This window comes from Nostoc sp. DSM 114167, from assembly GCF_052692655.1.
The window spans coordinates 8,456,592-8,475,087 of sequence record NZ_CP195116.1; the positions used below are offsets into that span (position 1 = coordinate 8,456,592).

Genomic DNA, 18,496 nt, shown 5'->3' on the forward strand with positions numbered 1-18,496 from the left:
CCCCTTGTCCCCTTGTCCCCTTGTCCCCTTGTCCCCTTGTCCCCTGCTCCCCTGCTCCCCTGGTTACTGAGCGTAGTCGAAGTATGCTCCCCTGCCCCCTGCCCCCTGCGTCTTATACCCCATGCCCTATTTCTCAACTTGAAGCTTTGCTATATCTTTGCCAATTCGGTTTTTGATTACTCGTGCAGGTGTGCCGACAGCAACGGAAAAAGCAGGAATATCTCTATTAACAACTGCTCCTGCACCAATAACACTGCCTTTGCCGATAGTAACGCCATCTAATACTGTTACTCCATGTCCTAGCCAACAATCATCCTCAATCACAATTCCCTTGCGAGTAACACCTTGGTATTTAATCAGCTCCATCGGATCGGCAAAATTATGATTATTAGCATATATCCCTGAATGGGCAGCAATCATGCAGTGTTTACCAATTTTAATGTCTCCTGGCCCCTCAATACACACGCTAGGAGCAATGAATGTGTCTTCATCAATATGGATATATGTATCTTCTAAAGACCCGATATCAACGTTACGTTCAATCGCGACTCTATTTCCTAGATGAATTCTATTATTTTTATGTCCTCTCGCATCCATCCGCACACCTTTGAAAATATAGACTCCTGTGCCGATCTCAATACAAGAAGTACCGTTAAATTCAACACCATTTTGAATATATACCGGGCTGTCTATCTGGGCAAAAATACTACGATATCCTAAATTACGCAACTTTGGGCCGAGAAGAAGTGTTGGAATATCTCCTAACACTGTAGTTACTAAAAGTTCTTGCACGCGCTGCAATTTGGAAAAATATTGCTCGTTCTGCATGGCTACATATCTCGTGAATCAATTATTGTTGACAGTGTTTAAAGTTGTTTTGGCTGTATTCTAATCTTCTGCCAATACCAATGGTTAGGTGTGTAGAATTACTCAAGTAATATGCACAATTGTATTAAGTTGCTAGCAGATTTTGTACTATATGCACGTAAAATTTCGGCTGACATTTCACAAAATCAATTAACAAAACAATTTCAGTGCATTGCTGTGTCAAAACTTAGATTCTAAATTGTTTAATGGAAAATTTGCTGGTTTAGATAGGCTACTGTTTTGGTTTTCTGGCAAATTTGAACAGCTTGCTACTGCTAACAGCACTCCTAAAGCAAATAGGGATAGTGTTGTTTGTCTTGAGGTTATTTACTCTCAAGCGGTTTTAGTCTTTTGAAACAATTCGGTTTCACAAGCTATTTGGCAACAAAAAATACATTTAACTAGACTATATTCAAAGTTTAAATAAAATTTCTGCCTAGCATGACAATGTAATTATTGTTGGATTTTTCTGGGTATTTTTGCCCAAATAAAATCCAGTTAGGGTGGATTATCTCCTACATCAGCCATCACATTGAAGTTAACCATCGGTGCAAACAAGTAAGCGCTTCCCCGACTGCTATGACGGCTTTCTTGCAACGAATTTCTAGAGTATGCTGCTCCAATCATGTTGCACACAGATGATTTACAGACTAGCCAATTCACGTTTTTAATGACATGAATGGTTTTTAAGAACAATTGTTTTTAACGATAACACATTTTATTTTTAGTGGAACACTCTCATGAAATAAGTTTATTTCCAGGTTTATTGTTGATGAGAATGAAGGAAAGAAGTTAATTTTTTTACTATAGCGATGCCTGCGGTGGTAACAGACTTGTACTGAGTTTCGACTGCGCGGTAATCGAGCGAAGTCGAGATTCAACTACCGCGCAGCTGAAGTAGCTTGTCGTACTAATTTGTGGAAGCAAGCTACGCAAAGCGTCTTGTAGAGAAGTGCGAGTAAAGCTGACGCTACTTGCGAATATTTTTATACATTTAAATAAAATTCATTGAGGAGGGAGATTTAAAAAATTCTGTCAGCGGTTATTGGCATTTTTGCCTATGTTTATCTTGTTACCGATCAAAGTAATTTGATCGTTGAGAGTTCAACTTAGATTGATATCTACTATACTTGTGACACCCTCTTTGTGAAAAAGCCAAACTAGCTCAAAATATTTATTTTGTCTATATACTTACTATCTAAAATATTGTAAATCACCCATTCGGGTGAGCCAAAAGGGTGATGTGTGCTTGGTAGTACTCGTTATAAATTTTATTTAAAGAAAGCTAAAACTTAGCTTAGTTTCGAGGATAAATTTACAAAAAAACATCTAAGTTCCCAAATTGAGGTATCAGTTTTAACTCACACACTTGGTTTAAATTATGGCTTTAATTAAAGAAATTGTACAAGAAGCTCTAACTATCGGCTTTTTGAGTGTTATAGCCGAAGATCAACTGCGATCGCAACTTCAAGGTAATTATGACTCAGAAGACCTAGATGCCTGGATCATTTTACAGCGAGCGATTGCAGCAGGTGATGTAAAACTTGAGTCGCGCCGAAAAAAAGCTTCCCCATCTCCTAAAGCCAAGGACACTTCATCAAGTATCAAACTTGCTTATCAAATGGCAGCAGAACTTGCTTATGCAGCAGCTGTAGCTTTGACAATGACAAAAAATACTAAAGATCAGCCTTCATTAGGTGCGTAAAATAACACCTTTGTAAGTTATTTTACTGACTTAGTGAAATATTTCATACCAAGTAGTTAGAATAAGTGTAGCCCGCCCCAGGCATCGCTTTTCTTGATTAACTGCTTGGTAGGGGTTTCATCCGATTATTTATGGGGTTTCCCTTCTGTCTTCTAGCTTGAGAGTGCTAAGTAAAAATCACAATCTTGAGAAGATTTTCATCCAAGGCTTTTGAAACTCCTTTCATCGGGATTGCCTTCTTTGACAGCGCGGTTTTATGAAAAAATAATTAAAAAATTTAACTTCACTGGACACAGCTATGGGGAATTTTTACCTTCAGCCAAGACTCTCGATCGATCCCCGGAAGCAATACTAAAATAAATATAAATTATTTATTCAAAAGTAAATTTTTTTAAGTGATACATACCAGTAAATGATTAAATCTTAATATACCAAGTATATGGCTCAGAGTAAGGCAGAGAATTAGAAACACCTTGGTGTAAACTTTAGCAACGAGGTTAAAAATAATTCTCAATGCTTAACAAAGTCATCGCTTTTTCACAAACTACAGTATAAAGAATTGGCAACATTGGTAAAGAGAGTAAACAATAACCATAGCTAAACTTGGAGTTTTGCCAACCTATGCAGCCAATTCGCACATTTAACGTATCCCCTTCACTACCGCCGCGACTCGAACCACTGCGGCGGCTAGCATATAACTTGCACTGGGATTGGAACGTTGATACTAAAGATTTATTCCGTCGCTTAGACTCTGACCTGTGGGAGTCTAGCCATCACAACCCAGTGTTAATGCTGGGTACTATCTCTCAATCGCGGCTTCTGGAAGTTGTCGAAGATGAAGGCTTTTTAGCGCAAATGGATCGAGCTGACCGTCAGTTAGACGATTATTTGCAAGAGCGCACTTGGTATCAGAAACAACGGGAACAGAAACCAAAAGAATGCTACGCCTATTTTTCGGCGGAATTTGGACTTGTAGATTGTTTGCCCGTCTATTCTGGAGGCTTGGGCGTTCTGGCAGGGGATCACCTCAAATCTGCCAGTGACTTAGGGCTACCGCTTGTAGGTGTAGGTTTGCTGTATCAGCAAGGCTACTTTGCCCAGTATCTCAATGCTGATGGCTGGCAGCAAGAACGCTATCTGCTCAACGATTTCTATAATATGCCCTTGCATCTAGAGCGCAATGCCGATGGTTCTGAACTGCGGATTGCGGTAGATTATCCAGGACGCAAGGTGTATGCCAGAGTTTGGCGCGTACAGGTGGGAACGGTTCCGTTGTATTTGATGGACACCAACATTGAACCCAACAACACTTACGACCATGACATCACAGATCAGCTGTATGGTGGCGACATCGATATGCGTATCCACCAGGAAATTATGCTGGGGATCGGTGGTGTGCAAATGCTCAAAGCTTTAGGGCTGAAAGTCACCGCTTACCACATGAATGAAGGCCACGCCGCCTTCTCTGCCCTCGAACGCATCCGCTTGCTGATTCAGGAAGAGGGACTGAATTATGCCCAAGCTAAACAGGTGGTGGCTTCGAGTAATATCTTTACTACCCACACGCCAGTACCAGCTGGGATTGACTTGTTTGCTCCCGAAAAAATGTTGTACTACCTGGGGTATTATGCAGAGATATTTGGCTTGCCCAAAGAGCAATTTTTAGGACTGGGGCGCGAGAATACAGGCGATTTATCCGGGCCTTTCAGTATGGCGGTGCTGGCGCTGAAAATGGCAACATTTTCTAACGGTGTCGCCCAACTCCACGGTGTGGTGTCGCGGCAAATGTTCCAAGCCTTGTGGCAGAAAGTGCCAGTGGAGGAAGTGCCGATCGCCGCAATTACTAACGGTGTCCATGCTCGGAGTTGTGTGGCGAAATCGACTCAAGAATTGTACGATCGCTATCTCGGCCCAAATTGGTCATCAGCACCACCAGATAGCCCATTGTGGGAACGGATGGACGCTATTCCCGATGAGGAATTGTGGCGCAATCACGAGCGCTGCCGCTTAGATATGATTTTGTATGTGCGCGAGCATTTGGTCAAGCATTTGCGCGATCGCGGCGCTTCCGCCTCCGAAATTTCCCAAGCCCAAGAAGTTTTAGATCCTTACGCGTTGACTATTGGCTTTGCTCGTCGTTTTGCCACCTACAAACGCGCTACCCTGTGGATGCGCGATTTGGATCGCGTTAAGCGGCTTTTACTAGCTAATAAAGACCGGAAAGTGCAATTCGTGATTGCTGGGAAGGCACATCCCAAAGATATCCCCGGTAAAGAACTGATCCGCGAGATCAATCACTTTATCCGCGAACAGCATTTAGAAAAACAGGTAGTGTTTGTTCCCAATTACGACATTTATATCTCGCGGTTAATGGTTGCGGGTTGCGATATCTGGTTAAACACACCGCGTCGTCCACGGGAAGCCTCTGGTACTAGTGGTATGAAAGCCGCAATGAATGGATTGCCGAATTTAAGTGTGCTAGATGGCTGGTGGGATGAAGCTGATTACGTCCGCACAGGCTGGGCGATTGGACATGGAGAAAATTATGACGATCCAAACTACCAAGATGAAGTAGAAGCAAATGCTCTCTACGAATTGTTAGAGAAGGAAGTTGTGCCGTTATTTTATGAACATCGGGATACAGATGGTTTGCCCCGTCCGTGGGTTGCCAAAATGAAGGATGCAATTCGCCTGAATTGTCCCTTCTTTAATACAGCGCGGATGGTAGGAGAATATGCCCAAAGGGCTTATTTCCCAGCTAGCGATCGCTATCATACCCTGACTGTTGATAACTATGCTCCAGCCAAAGAACTAGCCGCTTGGAAAGAAAAACTCAGCGAACACTGGTTCAACATCAGAATCAAAGATGTTGACGTATCGGCAGCTTCAGACATTGAAGTTAACCAAACCGTTGCTGTCAAAGCCAAGGTTGACTTAGCAACTTTGAGCAATAATGATGTGCAGGTGGAATTATATCAAGGTGCGATCGATGCCAATGGTGAAATTGTCAACGCTGTGCCAGTAGTGATGGATTACCAAGGCGAAGATGGACAGCAATTGAGTATTTACACTGGTAATATCATCTATACCGCTTCTGGCTTACAAGGTTTGTCTTTGCGTGTATTGCCGAAAAATAAAAATCTGGCTAATCCTTATGAACCAAGGTTAATTGCTTGGGCAGAATAAGAGTGCTGATTAATTTTTGAATAATCAAGATTAGGCGTTGCTGATTTAATAGCAACGCCTTTCGTGTGCAATGCAGTCACGCTTCAAAAATAATTATTGCTAGAATGATGAAAAATTTTAACAATTTAAAATTCAAGACATAAAGACTAATATAGCATTTCCTAGTCTACTGAGGTACAAATCTCTGCGTACCTCTGCGCTTTACTTTGCGTCCCTCTGCGTTTCAAAATATTATCTGTACTTCACTTAACTGAGAATCGCTATAGTACACAAACAAAATATTTTTACGTAAATTTATCAGTACATAATGTGAAGAATACACAAAGATACATTTTGAAGCAAAAATATCTAAGTAAATACAGTAATATATAGTCAAGCTGAGATTTTGGGATTATTTAGATGTTCTCTATTCTCAAGATAGACATATACATAAAATGGCTCGCAAGGAGGTTATAAAAATATTTTTACTGAGTGAAAGTTAAGTATTTTCTCTTCTAGTAGAACTTAAACGCTGGCAATAAACCAAATACCAAGTATAAATTTTCAGCATTCAATTGTAAGATTTTTTAATTATTCTTGTTCATTGATTTTTACTGAACAAAAATAATTAATTTAGCCTGAAATGACCCACGAGCCTGAATCTACACGCTCATTAGTTTGTACAGCGCTTAAGGCTTAGATAGTGTCACGTAAAAGCCATTATTTGGATGAATCTTTGATGAATACTAGTGTTAATTAAAGATGATGTATAAGTATGGCAAAAACTTAAAATGCCGTTTAATTTTTGTACCCAAAAATAGCAATAAAGTCCATGTTGATAACGGAAGTTACTGAAAAGCTAGATTTAGGTAGATAAAAGTTATGGCAAATATCATTGGAACCAACGGTAATGATAACCTACTGGGTACTTATGACGCGGACACAATTAACGGTCTTGCAGGGAACGATACCATCGCAGGTAACCAGGGTAACAACACTCTAACTGGTGGCGGTGGCAATGATAAATTTATTTATAACTACATCACCGATGATATTGATATCATCACCGATTTTGGTGGCGTAGGTAAAGGAACACACCCAACAGCAGCAGTCATTGCTGAAGTGGACACTCTCAATTTTCAGGGCGATAGTCGCTTAACTGCCCAAAATATGATCCTGACCCAGAATGGCAACAATCTGGAAATCACCTTTGCAAATGCAACCTACTATGAAGACGACCCTACTCCCAAAGTCATTCTGCAAAACTTTGCCTTAGAAAATCTGGATAACCTCAGCAAATCCACTGGAGCGAGTGTAAACTTGGGCAATATCCTGTTTTATGGGCAAACTACCATCACAGACAGCTTTGATGTTTTCAATGCCAACTCTACCCAAAGTACCATCTTCAATAAGAATACAGTCACCTTCCTTAACGACCTGAACAATAATGTTAACGGCTTTGATAACTCAGATGATGTCATAAATGGTCAGGGGGGTGATGACAAAATCGATGGCAAAAGTGGCAATGACTTACTCAGAGGTGGTACTGGGAATGACACGCTCATTGGTGGTGCTGGGAATGACACGCTTGTTGGGAACACAGGCGATAACTCCATCGCTTATCGTTTTCGTACTGGCGATGATAATTTGAATCTTAACAATTCAAAAGGCAACGATCTGCTCATTGGTGGCGATGGAAATGATTCTCTCTTTGCCTCTGGTGACTACAGCGAGAGTCGAGGAGGCTTCATTTTATTTGGCAATCCTACCTCTGGCAATAACACCCTCAATGGTGGCGCTGGTGACGACACCTTGAATGCTGGTTATTCAACAGGGAATAACACTCTCAACGGTGATATCGGTGATGATTATTTGGATGCTATTTATTCAACAGGTAATAATCTGCTTTCTGGTGGCGCTGGTAAGGATTATCTCTCCGTTTCTGGCTTCTACGACTACGAATTTGGAAACTTTGGGAGAATTTATGGCACAGGGAATAACACCCTCAACGGTGGTGCTGGTGACGATACCTTGGATGCTAATTATACAACAGGCAATAACACTCTCAATGGTGATGCTGGTAACGATACCTTGGATGTTAGTTATACAACAGGTAATAACATTCTCAACGGTGATATCGGTAATGATTACTTGAATATTAACAACTCAAAAGGCAATAATTTGCTCTTTGGGGGCGATGGCAACGATACCTTTTTTGGGGGCATTGGGGGCGTTAGTGTTAACGATCGGAACAATCTGGGCATTACTGGCAAAGATACGATCGATGGGGGTAAAGGTGATGATTTGTTGTCTTTCGATTACGACTCTTCCTACGAATCTTCCGATGACACCTATGTTAGCGAAAGAATCACAACGAATTACAATGCTACTACTAACATTGGATCGATTACAGCAGGGACGAATCTGGTTAGCTACAAAAATATCGAACGATTAGATATTAGAGGTACAGCCTACGATGACAACATTGTGGGGAGTAATGGCAACGATACCCTTTCTGGGGGCAGTGCTGGCAATGATACGATCGATGGGGGTAAGGGTGACGATGTGTTGTTCGCCGATTATACCTATGCTAACCAAGGAATCACAACGAATTTCAATGCTACTACTAACACTGGGTCAATTACAACAGGCACAAATCAAGTTAGCTACAAGAATATCGAACGATTAGATATCACAGGTACAGCCTACGATGACAACATTGTGGGGAACAGTGGGAACGATACCCTTTCCGTAGACTTTAGGGGTAATAGTACTGGCAATGATACGATCGATGGGGGTAAGGGTGACGATGTGTTGGTCGCCGATTATACCAATGCTAACCAAGGAATCACAACGAATTTCAATGCTACTACTAACACTGGGTCAATTACAGCAGGCACAAATCGGGTTAGCTACAAAAATATCGAACGATTAGATATCACAGGTACAGATGCCAATGACAATATTGTGGGGAATAATGGCAACGATACCCTCTCTGGGGGTTATGCTGGCAAAGATACGATTGATGGGGGTAAGGGTGACGATTTGTTGTTTGTAAATTATGGCAGTAGTTTCAAAGCAATGACTTCGACTTTCAATGCTACTACTAACACTGGGTCAATTACGACAGGCACAAATCGGGTTAGCTACAAGAATATCGAACAATTAAATATCTTAGGTACAGATGTCAATGACAACATTGTGGGGAGTAATGGCAACGATACGCTCTGTGGGGGATACTTTGGTGGCAATGATACCCTAACAGGTGGGAACGGTACTGATACCTTTACTATCTATAATTACGACAAGGGTGTTGATACTATTTATGACTTCAACGCTACTAATGAATTGATTCAGCTATCGGCTTATGGGTTTGGAAGTCGGTCAATAGGTTCACTTTCAGCAAGTCAGTTTACAATCGGAACATCTGCAACCACTAGTGAAGAACGATTTATTTACAACAGCGCTACAGGTGCATTGTTCTTTGACCAAGATGGTAGTGCATCTGGGTTTACTCAGGTACAATTTGCACAACTATCTGCTGGATTGTCACTAAGCAACAACAATTTTGTGTTTTTTAATCCTAATTAGCGCTCTGCCATTACCAAGCGATACGGTTTGCGGAATGCTATTTTTAACGTGAGTTCGACAAGCCCTCTCCGTATCGGCTACGGTCTATACACAAGTCTGAACTGGCTCAAGAATCTGGGTTTTACCCCAATACGCTTGGGTTAAGCAAATTTATCTGTTCAGGCAGGCTGTTCTTGAGCAGGGGAGGCAGGGGAGCAGGGGAGGCAGGGGAAGAGAAAAAAGCTTAACTGAACTGTATTGGGTTTTACCCCACCCTAACCACTGCCCGAATTCAACAAACGACAGCCCGAATTCAATAAACGACAGCCCGAATTCAATAAACGACAGCCCGAATTCAATAAACGACAGCCCGAATTCAATAAACGACAGCCCGAATTCAATAAACGACAGCCCGAATTCAATAAACGACCGCCCGAATTCAATAAACGACCGCCCGAATTCAATAAACGATCGCCCGAATTCAATAAACGACCGCCCGAATTCAATAAACGACTGGATTTAAGAAGAAATTCGATTTGTGTGTACACGGTAGCTCCATATCGGAGAGGGGAGCCAAAATCCTAATTTCTCGTTGCTCCTCTCTTTCCCCGTGGGAGAGGGAGGTTGTCCGGGAGAGGATCATCGAACTCACGTTATTTTTAGCATCAGCAAGGACTCTAAAGCAGCAAAGGCTTCGCCTTTGCTCAAATTCTTTGAGGGATGACAATGTAACCGGTGGTGCGATCGCCTAATACAAGATTACGTTTTTCTCCCCAATACCACCAGTATGCAGCAACATAGGCGCAAATTAAGCTATCTAGTTTATCTTCGGTTGCTTTGAGGGCTGCGCCTGTGGTGGGGATTTCAAGAAGGAACAAACCGCAGAGGCGCAGAGGAGGAGAGAAGGAAGGGAGAATATCAAAAAGATATTTTTGGAGTTTAATTAGTTCTAGACGGCGCTCATTGAGTCGTCCTTTTTTGTATTTGAGGATGCGTTCTAAGTTGAATAAATTAACGATTGCTGGGTGAGGGAAGACTTCTATTTGATATCTGCTGAGTTTTTGCGGTTCTATGGTGGGGGCGTGGGCAAAACCGCGCGATTCTAATTCTAAGCCAAAGTTGATGGTGCGCTCTGCAAAGGGTAGGTTTTGATTTGCTGGGTAGCATCCTGCATGATATTTGCCAAAGTACTTGTGGCTGAGTTTGTCGGGGAGACGACTCCCGGTAGCATTGGGTATGAGGGTAGGTGCATCTACGGCGATAATGGCTGGCTCATCTGGTTGGACGCTGCGATCGATCCAGGTGAGGATGTCTGCAATGGCATCTTTGCGGTCTAGATCGAGTAGTTGCAGTTGTCCATCTATCCATTCTAAACAGCATAGTCCACTTGGTTGGGATTTCCAGCCCAAATCAATGCCAATAAATTTCATGGTAATAACACGAATTTGCGATTATTTTCACATTTTCGGGGAAGCATTTATCTAAATTTACTTGCTAAAAGTTGTGATAAATAATCTTATAATCTTAAGCAGCTTGTCTTAATTTATTTTATCTGGCAATAATTTAATCAAGATTATTCCAATGAAAGTTTTATTTTTACATCCCAATTTTCCCTCGCAATTTCGCAACCTAGCGATAGTTTTGGGTAAAGATCCTAATTGCCAGGTTGTCTTTGGGACAAATCGTCGGGAAGGAGAAATACCTGGCGTTTTTAAAGCTATTTATACTCCTTCTCGTGAAGCAGCGCCTCAAACTCACCACTACGTTCGCAATCTGGAAAATGCTGTTCTCACTGCTCAAGCTGTCTATCGCGTGGCAGAAAAATTAAAATCAGAGGGTTTCTTTCCAGATATAGTTTATGGTCATTCTGGTTGGGGGCCGACTTTATTTATGAAAGATGTTTTCCCCAAAGCCGAATTATTGTGTTATTTCGAGTGGTTTTATCACGCTCACGGTTCCGATGCAGATTTCGATCCCAACGATCCGCTGAATGCTGATGATGAATGCCGCATCCGGGTGAAAAACGCGCCGATTTTAACCGATTTATATAGCTGCGATCGCGGTCTTTCTCCAACTAATTGGCAGCGTCAGCAGTTTCCCAAAGAATATCATAGCAAACTCACTGTAATTCATGATGGTGTTGATACCAATTATTTTGTCCCCAAACCAGGTGCAAAGTTAGTTTTACCAAGAATAAATCTGGATCTTTCTCATGTGGAAGAGTTGGTAACTTATGTAGGACGAGGAATGGAACCTTATAGAGGTTTTCCGCAGTTTATGGAAACGGTAGCGCTAATTCAGCAGCGACGACCTAAATGCCACGTGGTAGTTGTCGGAGAAGACCGGGTTGCTTATGGAAAGAATCTCCCCGATGGTCAGACTTATAAACAATTAATGTTAGAAAAATTAAAATTATCTTTGGATTTATCGAGGCTGCACTTTACAGATAGGCTTCCTTACAATGAATACCTTCAGGTTTTGCAAGCTTCTTCTGCTCATGTTTATTTAACCCGTCCTTTTGTCTTATCCTGGTCAATGTTAGAAGTAATGGCAGCAGGATGTTTGCTAATAGCTTCTAAGACTTCGCCAGTTTTAGAGGTTGTACAGGATGGGGTGAATGGACTGCTGGTAGATTTCTTTTCTCCCCAGAATATTGCTAATCGGGTTGAAGAGGCGCTGAATAATCCTCAAGAAATGCAAGCAATTCGTGCGAATGCGCGAGAGACAATTATCAAGCGTTATGATTTGGCCAAACTGTTACCACAGCATTTGCAATGGATGTTTGCTGGCAAAACTTCTGATAGTTTGAAAAAGCGTCCAAGTTCTAAAGGATTTGGTAAATATTAGTCATTGGTCAAAAGATAAAAGCGATATGTACAATGCGAATTATTTTTACCATTGCCCATTTTTTCAAACCTAGCGGTGAGGGTCTTCATGCTTCCCAACGCAAAGACCCGCAACCTCGCTTGCGGGCGTTAACTAATAGCCTTACGGCTTTACACCAATTATTTGGTAAATCTCAAAGTATTATTAACATTGCTCAACGAATAGCTTTTCCTGCTAACCAGCCGCAATCTCACGAACTAGATATTGTTATTTGTACAACCCAAGATAATCATCTTTTAAACCAGCTTCCCTTACCATCTCATTTATATAAGCATCATTCTACTAATGTAGAACCTATGCTTTTGGGTTTTGAGTGCCAAGCTGTTCTGCAAAGTTGTCTCAATCAGTATGATTATTACTGCTTCTTGGAAGATGACTTAATTATCCACGATCCTTGGTTTTTTATAAAATTAAATTGGTTTACTCAACAAGCAGGTAATTTAAATTTGCTCCAGCCAAATCGTTATGAAATCTCTCCTTACGGTTTGGTTCATAAAGCTTACATTGATGGGGATTTGGCTTTGCGGGTAACTGCTCCTTTTCAAAATGTTCAGGAGCAACCAGAACTCAAGGGGACAATTATGAATGCACCAATTACCTTTCGCCGTGCCCTTAATCCTCACGCAGGCTGCTACTTTTTAAATGCAAATCAAATGGCTTACTGGGCTAATCAAACCTATTTTCTCGACCGAGATATTAGTTTTGTCGGGCCTTTAGAAAGTGCTGCCACCTTGGGAATTATGAAGACATTTCGGATTTATAAAACCTCACCGGAGCAAGCAAGTTTTTTGGATATTCAGCACTTTGGAACTGGATTTCTAGGGTTAATTGGCGGACAGGTGAGTTTAGCACAGAGGTAAATCGAATTTAAGAGTTCGGTTTTTTTGAGCAAAATTAATGCGATCGCTATTGATAAAACATCATAAAAACACATTAGCGATCGCTTAACAATCAACTAATCTTAAATTGTGACTAATGGTTTTTCAACAGGTGTAGGCAATACGGTTCGGTTAAAGGGGAAAGGGTAAAGGGGAAAGGTGAATAAAAAACCTTTAACCCTTAACCTTTTCCCTTTTCCCCAAACCCTATTTTGAGTTCAAAATGCTTATCCGAACCGTATTGCAGGTGTAGGCGTAGTCAGGGGATCGAATCCTAATTGCTCAGTAATGCGCTCTCTGGCTAAAAGGCGGTATTCCCAAAAATGCTCGCCAGCAGCACATAAACCCAAATACATATTCACAAATTGCGGCTTGGTACGGAGAATAGCCCAAAGTTGCTGCCAAAATTGACCGCGAATTTCTTGCCGTTGCCAACCTTGTCGCCAAAGTAAGTTTGCAAGTAGTCGCAGTCCTTTGCCAGGGGGAAAATACATTGTCTGCTGTAGTTGGGGATTAGGTGTAATCTTCAGGCACTGTTCAAAACAACGTCGGAGATAGTTTTTGGGTTCGTACATTCTCCAAATTGCCTCTAAATATTCTTTAGCAACTTCAGCCATCGGCCGGGTAGGAACAAAATTCATTAAGGAATTCTGATCCCCCACCTCCATACCTCCAAATCCTTCTAATAATCGCTCTTCTCGTTTTAGTCTTTCCCACAGTGCAGTATTGGGAATAGCTTGCAGTATACCGAGCATCGGTTGAGGAATGCTGGTTTCTTCAATAAAAGCTTGAATTCGCTCCCCAGCGCCAGCCTTTTCTCCATCAAAACCAATGATAAATCCTGCATAGATTAACAATCCGGCTTCATTGATGGTACGACAGGCTTCTAAGAGGGGATTGCGGGTATTCTGAAACTTGCGAGTGACTTGCAAGCTGTCTTGGTCTGGTGTTTCAATACCCAAAAAGACTGAGTAGAAACCAGCTTTAGCCATTAATTCTAATAGCTCAGAATCTTCTGCTAGGTTGACGGAAGCTTCAGTTAGGAAGGTGAAGGGATAATTACGTTCCTGCATCCACGGAATTAACTCTTGTAAAAGGCGTTTTACATTGCGTTTATTGCCAATGAAGTTATCATCCACTACGAACAAAGATCCGCGCCAGCCTAAATCATAAAGGGTTTGGAGTTCTGCTAGGGTTTGACTGGGTTCTTTAGTGCGTGGTTTGCGACCGTATAAATTGATGATGTCACAGAATTCGCATTCAAAAGGACAACCGCGAGAAAACTGGATTGCCATCATTAAGTAATCATCTCGTTTGAGTAAATCAAAGCGAGGGATAGGGCTTTGGGTTACATCTGGTTTTTCAAGAGCGCGAAAGGTTCCTTGTTCTTCACCTTTAGCGATCGCATCTAAAAACTGTGGAACTGTAATCTCTCCTTCATCTAAAATCAAATAGTTAGCTCCTGCTTTTTGGGCAGGTTCTGGCACTGAAGTCGGATAAGGCCCACCTACAGCAACTTTTTTCCCCAGCTGTGCTGCTTTGTGAATTTGCACGAGAAAATCTTCTTTCTGTGCAAGCATGGCAGAAAGAATCACGATGTCGCACCATTGCCAATCAGCATCTGTTTCTTGGTTAACATTGCGATCGTAAAACCGAACTTCCCAGTCTGTTGGTAGCATAGCGGCAACAGTCAGAATTCCTAGCGGTGGAATAAATGCTTTAAGTCCCGCTATTTTCATAAATTCGTCGTAAGACCAAAACGTTTTCGGAAAGCGGGGGTAAAGTAAGAGTACTTTCATTGCTGTAGTCCTCTAATTAAATTTTGGTTGAAAAATTTTTTACTTTTGACAAATCCGAGTTTTGGATGGTCATTGCAGAGATGATGCTACGATCCCACTACCTTTATTCTTGCTCTATCTGTTTTTAGATAGACATTTGCATCAGCAAAGATAATTTTGTAGTCAGTTAGCAGGATTACCGCCGTTGTCATAAAATATAATCGCGGATTTGTGCAACAAAAAACTGCCAGACCAATCGTCTGCTAGTAAATCCAGAAATAATTGAGCATTTTTATATGTCAGAGTAGTAAAGCTTTCATCAGTAGACTCTCCTGAGTGAAAAAATTAACTCATAATGTTGAGATTACTGCTACTTTCTCTAAAAAGAATTTAAATTTTGTCTATTTTTGTAAATCAAAAGTACATAAACTGCTTTGATGAGGAGAAAAAGTTTTTATTACGGCGTTTTGCAGTTTAGTATTTCTATTACCATGTTATGTAAACGCAACCTTTTGCAATGCCATTGCATCGACTAACAATGCCATTGCATCGACTGACAATGCCATTGCATCGACTAACAATGCCATTGCATCGACTGACAATGCCATTGCATCGACTGACAATGCCATTGCATTGACTGACAATGCCATTGTATGAACTAACAATGCGATTGCATTGAGCAACAATGCGATTGCATCGGCTTTTTATTTACAACAGACTACAGTCAAGCTTTACAATACCTACTCTATAAGCTGTCAAAAGTACACTAATGGACTAACAGTTTGTCTCGTTCTCATGCTCTGCATGGGAATGCTCCTCGTTGAGGCTCTGCCTCCAATTTAGCATTGAGTCAGAGACTCAATGAATGCATTCCCAGTCGAAGACTGGGAACGAGGAAAATCTTATCAAGCTAGGTTTTTAGGAGTTGTGTATACACGGTAGGTTTTCTAAAGGGGGGAGTATGTCAAAATACATACTCTATAAGCTGTCAAAAGTACACTAGTGGACTAACAGTTAAAAAATATACCATCCCTGCGGGACGCTTTGCGTTTGCATAAGCGTCCCGCAGGGTACGTAGGGGCGCAAGGTCTTGCGCCCCACAAATCTAGAAATAATTTGGGATAATTTATTTTTTGCAAGTCCCTAAGTTGTCGTTCTTCTTTGTGAAGAGTTTCTATAACAATCGGAGTTGAGTTAAAATCTCTTATTCCACAACGGCGAGTTGACCTGGAAAATGTCAAAATTAAATGAGTTTTGCGTAGGCGCAAGCAACTTGTCGCCAGACATCGCCACTTGACATAGCGCGGATTTGAGATAACTAAGTTGGAATTTATGGGCAAGCAACGTGTTCTTTCTGGAGTTCAACCAACCGGCAATTACCATCTAGGTAACTACTTGGGAGCCATTCGCAACTGGGTAGAAGGTCAGAGCGAATACGAAAATTACCTTTTTGTGGCTGATTTACACGCGATTACAGTGCCACACGACCCAAAACAGTTGGCAGCTGATACCTACACTCTTGCTGCTCTTTATCTAGCTTGTGGTCTTGATTTAAATCACTCCACTATCTTTGTACAATCCCACGTTTCGGCCCACAGTGAACTCACTTGGTTGCTCAACTGCATTACGCCTCTAAACTGGCTGCAAGATATGATCCAGTTCAAAGAAAAGGCTGTTAAACAAGGAGAGAATGTGAGTGCAGGCTTATTGGATTACCCTGTGCTGATGGCATCTGATATTTTGCTTTACCAAGCCGATAAAGTGCCAGTGGGTGAAGACCAAAAGCAACATTTGGAATTGACACGGGATATTGCAGCTCGGTTAAATCACCAATTTGGTAAACCAGAACAACCAGTTTTAAAGTTACCAGACCCTTTGATTCGCAAAGAAGGGGCAAGGGTGATGAGTTTAGCGGACGGTACGCGCAAAATGTCGAAGTCCGATCCTTCAGAGTTAAGCCGAATCAGTTTGCTAGATTCACCAGAGCAGATTCAATACAAAATTAAGCGTTGTAAAACCGATCCGATTCGGGGGCTGACTTTTGACGATCCAGCGCGTCCAGAGTGTAATAATTTGTTAACGCTCTATACATTGCTGTCAGGAAAGAAAAAGGAAGATGTGGCAGTTGAGTGTCAGGATATGGGCTGGGGACAGTTCAAGCCATTGTTGACAGATACAATTATTGAGTCTCTGAAACCAATCCAAGAAAAATATCACTCGATAACGGCGGATAAAAGCTATTTGGAGTCTGTGTTGCGGGATGGAGGGGAAAAAGCTAGAGCGATCGCAAATCAAACTTTATCACAGGTAAAAGCTGCTTTAGGCTACTCTCTTCCTCTATAAGTTTTCGCTTTTCGGTGTGATTGGCTATACCATTTAAGAAATTGAATTTCTTAATTTTATGCATCACACCCATAGCCCCACAGCCTTCCGCAGAGCTGTACAAGCAGGTGAATTTCTAATTACTGCTGAGGTAGCACCGCCGAAGGGGGGAGATCCAGCGCACATGATTCAAATGGCGGCGACTCTTAAGGGAAGGGTTCATGCCGTCAATGTTACTGATGGTAGCCGCGCCGTGTTAAGGATGTCTTCGTTAATGGCGTCGGTGATTTTATCACAGAATGGCATAGAGCCGATTTGTCAAATTGCTTGCCGCGATCGCAATCGTATCGGTTTACAAGCTGATTTGATGGGCGCTCATGCTTTAGGCATAAATAACATTTTAGCTTTGACTGGCGACCCTGTAAAAGCAGGCGATCATGCAGATGCCAAGGCAGTGTTTGACTTGGAAGCTGTGCGATTGCTGCAACTGATTCGGAAGATGAATCAAGGCGTTGATTGCAATGAAAAACCCTTGACTGATGGAGCCTTAGATTTATTTGTTGGTGCAGCAGTAGATCCGCAATGTAAAAGTTGGTCGGGTTTACAAAGTCGATTTGAACGTAAAATCGAAGCTGGAGCGCAGTTTTTTCAAAGTCAGTTGATTACCGATTTTGAACGGCTAGAAAAGTTTATGGATACCATTGCTGCTGGTTATAAAAAACCAATTTTGGCAGGAATATTTCTGTTGAAATCAGCCAAAAATGCCCAGTTTATTAATAGATGTGTTCCGGGTGTAAATATTCCCCAACATATTATTGATAGATTGGCAAAAGCCAAAGACCCTTTTGAGGAAGGGATGAAAATTGCCGCCGAGCAAGTGCAGATAGCGCGGCAATTATGTCAAGGTGTACACATGATGGCGGTGAAGCGTGAAGATGCGATCGCGCCAATTTTAGATTTGGCTGGGATTGCTCCAGTGAATCAATTGGTATCTATGTAAATTAGAGAATGAATCTTTTATGAAAGCAGATGGTTATTCCTATCTGCTTTTTTTGTGTTGAAACAGACGCATTTACACTATTTTTGATAGACTTTCAATATCCAATGTTTCCTTGACTAAATCTAGGTGCAAACTGACAAAATATTTTATAGCTTATTTCAAGCTTTTCCTAGCATATTTTTTGCCATAATTGGCGACACGACTGCCAATATCAACGCATATCAATTTGTTTCAGTCGAGCTAAAAGAAACTGCTTTTAGGATTGATGGGGTATTCATCCCCACAAGTGAAACTACGAACCAACCACTTTACTTTGTTGAATCCC

Annotated in this window: 12 protein-coding genes and 2 pseudogenes; 8 read left to right on the plus strand and 6 right to left on the minus strand. The window is 41.6% G+C overall.

Features of this window, described 5'->3' with window-relative positions:
- Positions 1–126: 126 nt before the first annotated feature.
- Together NSTC731_RS35530 and NSTC731_RS35535 are read right to left on the minus strand one after the other, a co-directional pair.
- Complete coding sequence (locus NSTC731_RS35530; RefSeq protein ID WP_445629039.1) at positions 127–828, minus strand: acyltransferase; 702 nt, start codon at positions 826–828, stop codon at positions 127–129.
- A gap of 537 nt (positions 829–1,365) precedes the next feature.
- Positions 1,366–1,503 (minus strand): hypothetical protein, encoded by a 138-nt coding sequence (locus tag NSTC731_RS35535; RefSeq protein ID WP_174707946.1) that lies wholly within the window; start codon positions 1,501–1,503, stop codon positions 1,366–1,368.
- A 745-nt stretch (positions 1,504–2,248) separates the two neighbouring features.
- Between NSTC731_RS35535 and NSTC731_RS35540 the strand changes: the two genes are divergently transcribed.
- The 3 genes and pseudogenes from NSTC731_RS35540 to NSTC731_RS35550 form a co-directional block, all read left to right on the plus strand.
- Entirely contained in the window at positions 2,249–2,572 is a 324-nt protein-coding gene (locus tag NSTC731_RS35540; RefSeq protein ID WP_445629040.1) for a hypothetical protein, read from the plus strand.
- Between the two features lie 621 nt (positions 2,573–3,193).
- On the plus strand, positions 3,194–5,758 hold the full coding sequence (gene glgP, locus NSTC731_RS35545) for an alpha-glucan family phosphorylase (protein ID WP_445629041.1): 2,565 nt from the start codon (positions 3,194–3,196) through the stop codon (positions 5,756–5,758).
- An 861-nt stretch (positions 5,759–6,619) separates the two neighbouring features.
- Positions 6,620–9,328: pseudogene (locus NSTC731_RS35550) on the plus strand (beta strand repeat-containing protein); the annotation flags it as partial.
- 254 nt (positions 9,329–9,582) lie between these two features.
- On the opposite strand, the gene NSTC731_RS35555 reads toward NSTC731_RS35550, so the two are convergent.
- On the minus strand, positions 9,583–9,855 hold the full coding sequence (locus NSTC731_RS35555; RefSeq protein WP_445629042.1) for a hypothetical protein: 273 nt from the start codon (positions 9,853–9,855) through the stop codon (positions 9,583–9,585).
- A gap of 156 nt (positions 9,856–10,011) precedes the next feature.
- Positions 10,012–10,737, minus strand: coding sequence for a DUF429 domain-containing protein (locus NSTC731_RS35560; RefSeq protein WP_445629043.1), 726 nt, complete (start codon positions 10,735–10,737; stop codon positions 10,012–10,014).
- A 151-nt stretch (positions 10,738–10,888) separates the two neighbouring features.
- On the opposite strand from NSTC731_RS35560, the gene NSTC731_RS35565 reads away from it, so the two are divergent.
- Positions 10,889–12,154 carry a glycosyltransferase family 4 protein gene (locus NSTC731_RS35565; protein WP_445629044.1) on the plus strand — a complete coding sequence of 422 codons (1,266 nt, stop codon included), beginning with the start codon at positions 10,889–10,891 and terminating at the stop codon, positions 12,152–12,154.
- A gap of 32 nt (positions 12,155–12,186) precedes the next feature.
- Positions 12,187–13,053, plus strand: a complete 867-nt coding sequence (locus tag NSTC731_RS35570) for a calcium-binding protein (RefSeq protein ID WP_445629045.1) — start codon at positions 12,187–12,189, stop codon at positions 13,051–13,053.
- A gap of 245 nt (positions 13,054–13,298) precedes the next feature.
- On the opposite strand, the gene NSTC731_RS35575 is transcribed toward NSTC731_RS35570, so the two are convergent.
- Both NSTC731_RS35575 and NSTC731_RS35580 read right to left on the minus strand, forming a co-directional pair.
- The gene (locus NSTC731_RS35575; RefSeq protein ID WP_445629046.1) at positions 13,299–14,870 is read right to left on the minus strand and encodes a B12-binding domain-containing radical SAM protein; all 1,572 of its coding nucleotides are present in this window, start codon (positions 14,868–14,870) and stop codon (positions 13,299–13,301) included.
- A 473-nt stretch (positions 14,871–15,343) separates the two neighbouring features.
- Positions 15,344–15,499: a hypothetical protein gene (locus NSTC731_RS35580; protein ID WP_445629047.1), complete on the minus strand. Its 156-nt coding sequence runs from the start codon at positions 15,497–15,499 to the stop codon at positions 15,344–15,346.
- Between the two features lie 682 nt (positions 15,500–16,181).
- Here NSTC731_RS35580 and trpS point away from each other — a divergent pair.
- The 3 genes and pseudogenes from trpS to NSTC731_RS35595 form a co-directional block, all read left to right on the plus strand.
- Complete coding sequence (gene trpS, locus NSTC731_RS35585; RefSeq protein ID WP_445629048.1) at positions 16,182–17,192, plus strand: tryptophan--tRNA ligase; 1,011 nt, start codon at positions 16,182–16,184, stop codon at positions 17,190–17,192.
- Positions 17,193–17,250: 58 nt separating this feature from the next.
- Positions 17,251–18,171 (plus strand): methylenetetrahydrofolate reductase, encoded by a 921-nt coding sequence (locus NSTC731_RS35590; RefSeq protein ID WP_445629049.1) that lies wholly within the window; start codon positions 17,251–17,253, stop codon positions 18,169–18,171.
- 126 nt (positions 18,172–18,297) lie between these two features.
- Positions 18,298–18,492: pseudogene (locus NSTC731_RS35595) on the plus strand (DUF2887 domain-containing protein); the annotation flags it as partial.
- Positions 18,493–18,496 lie beyond the last annotated feature (4 nt).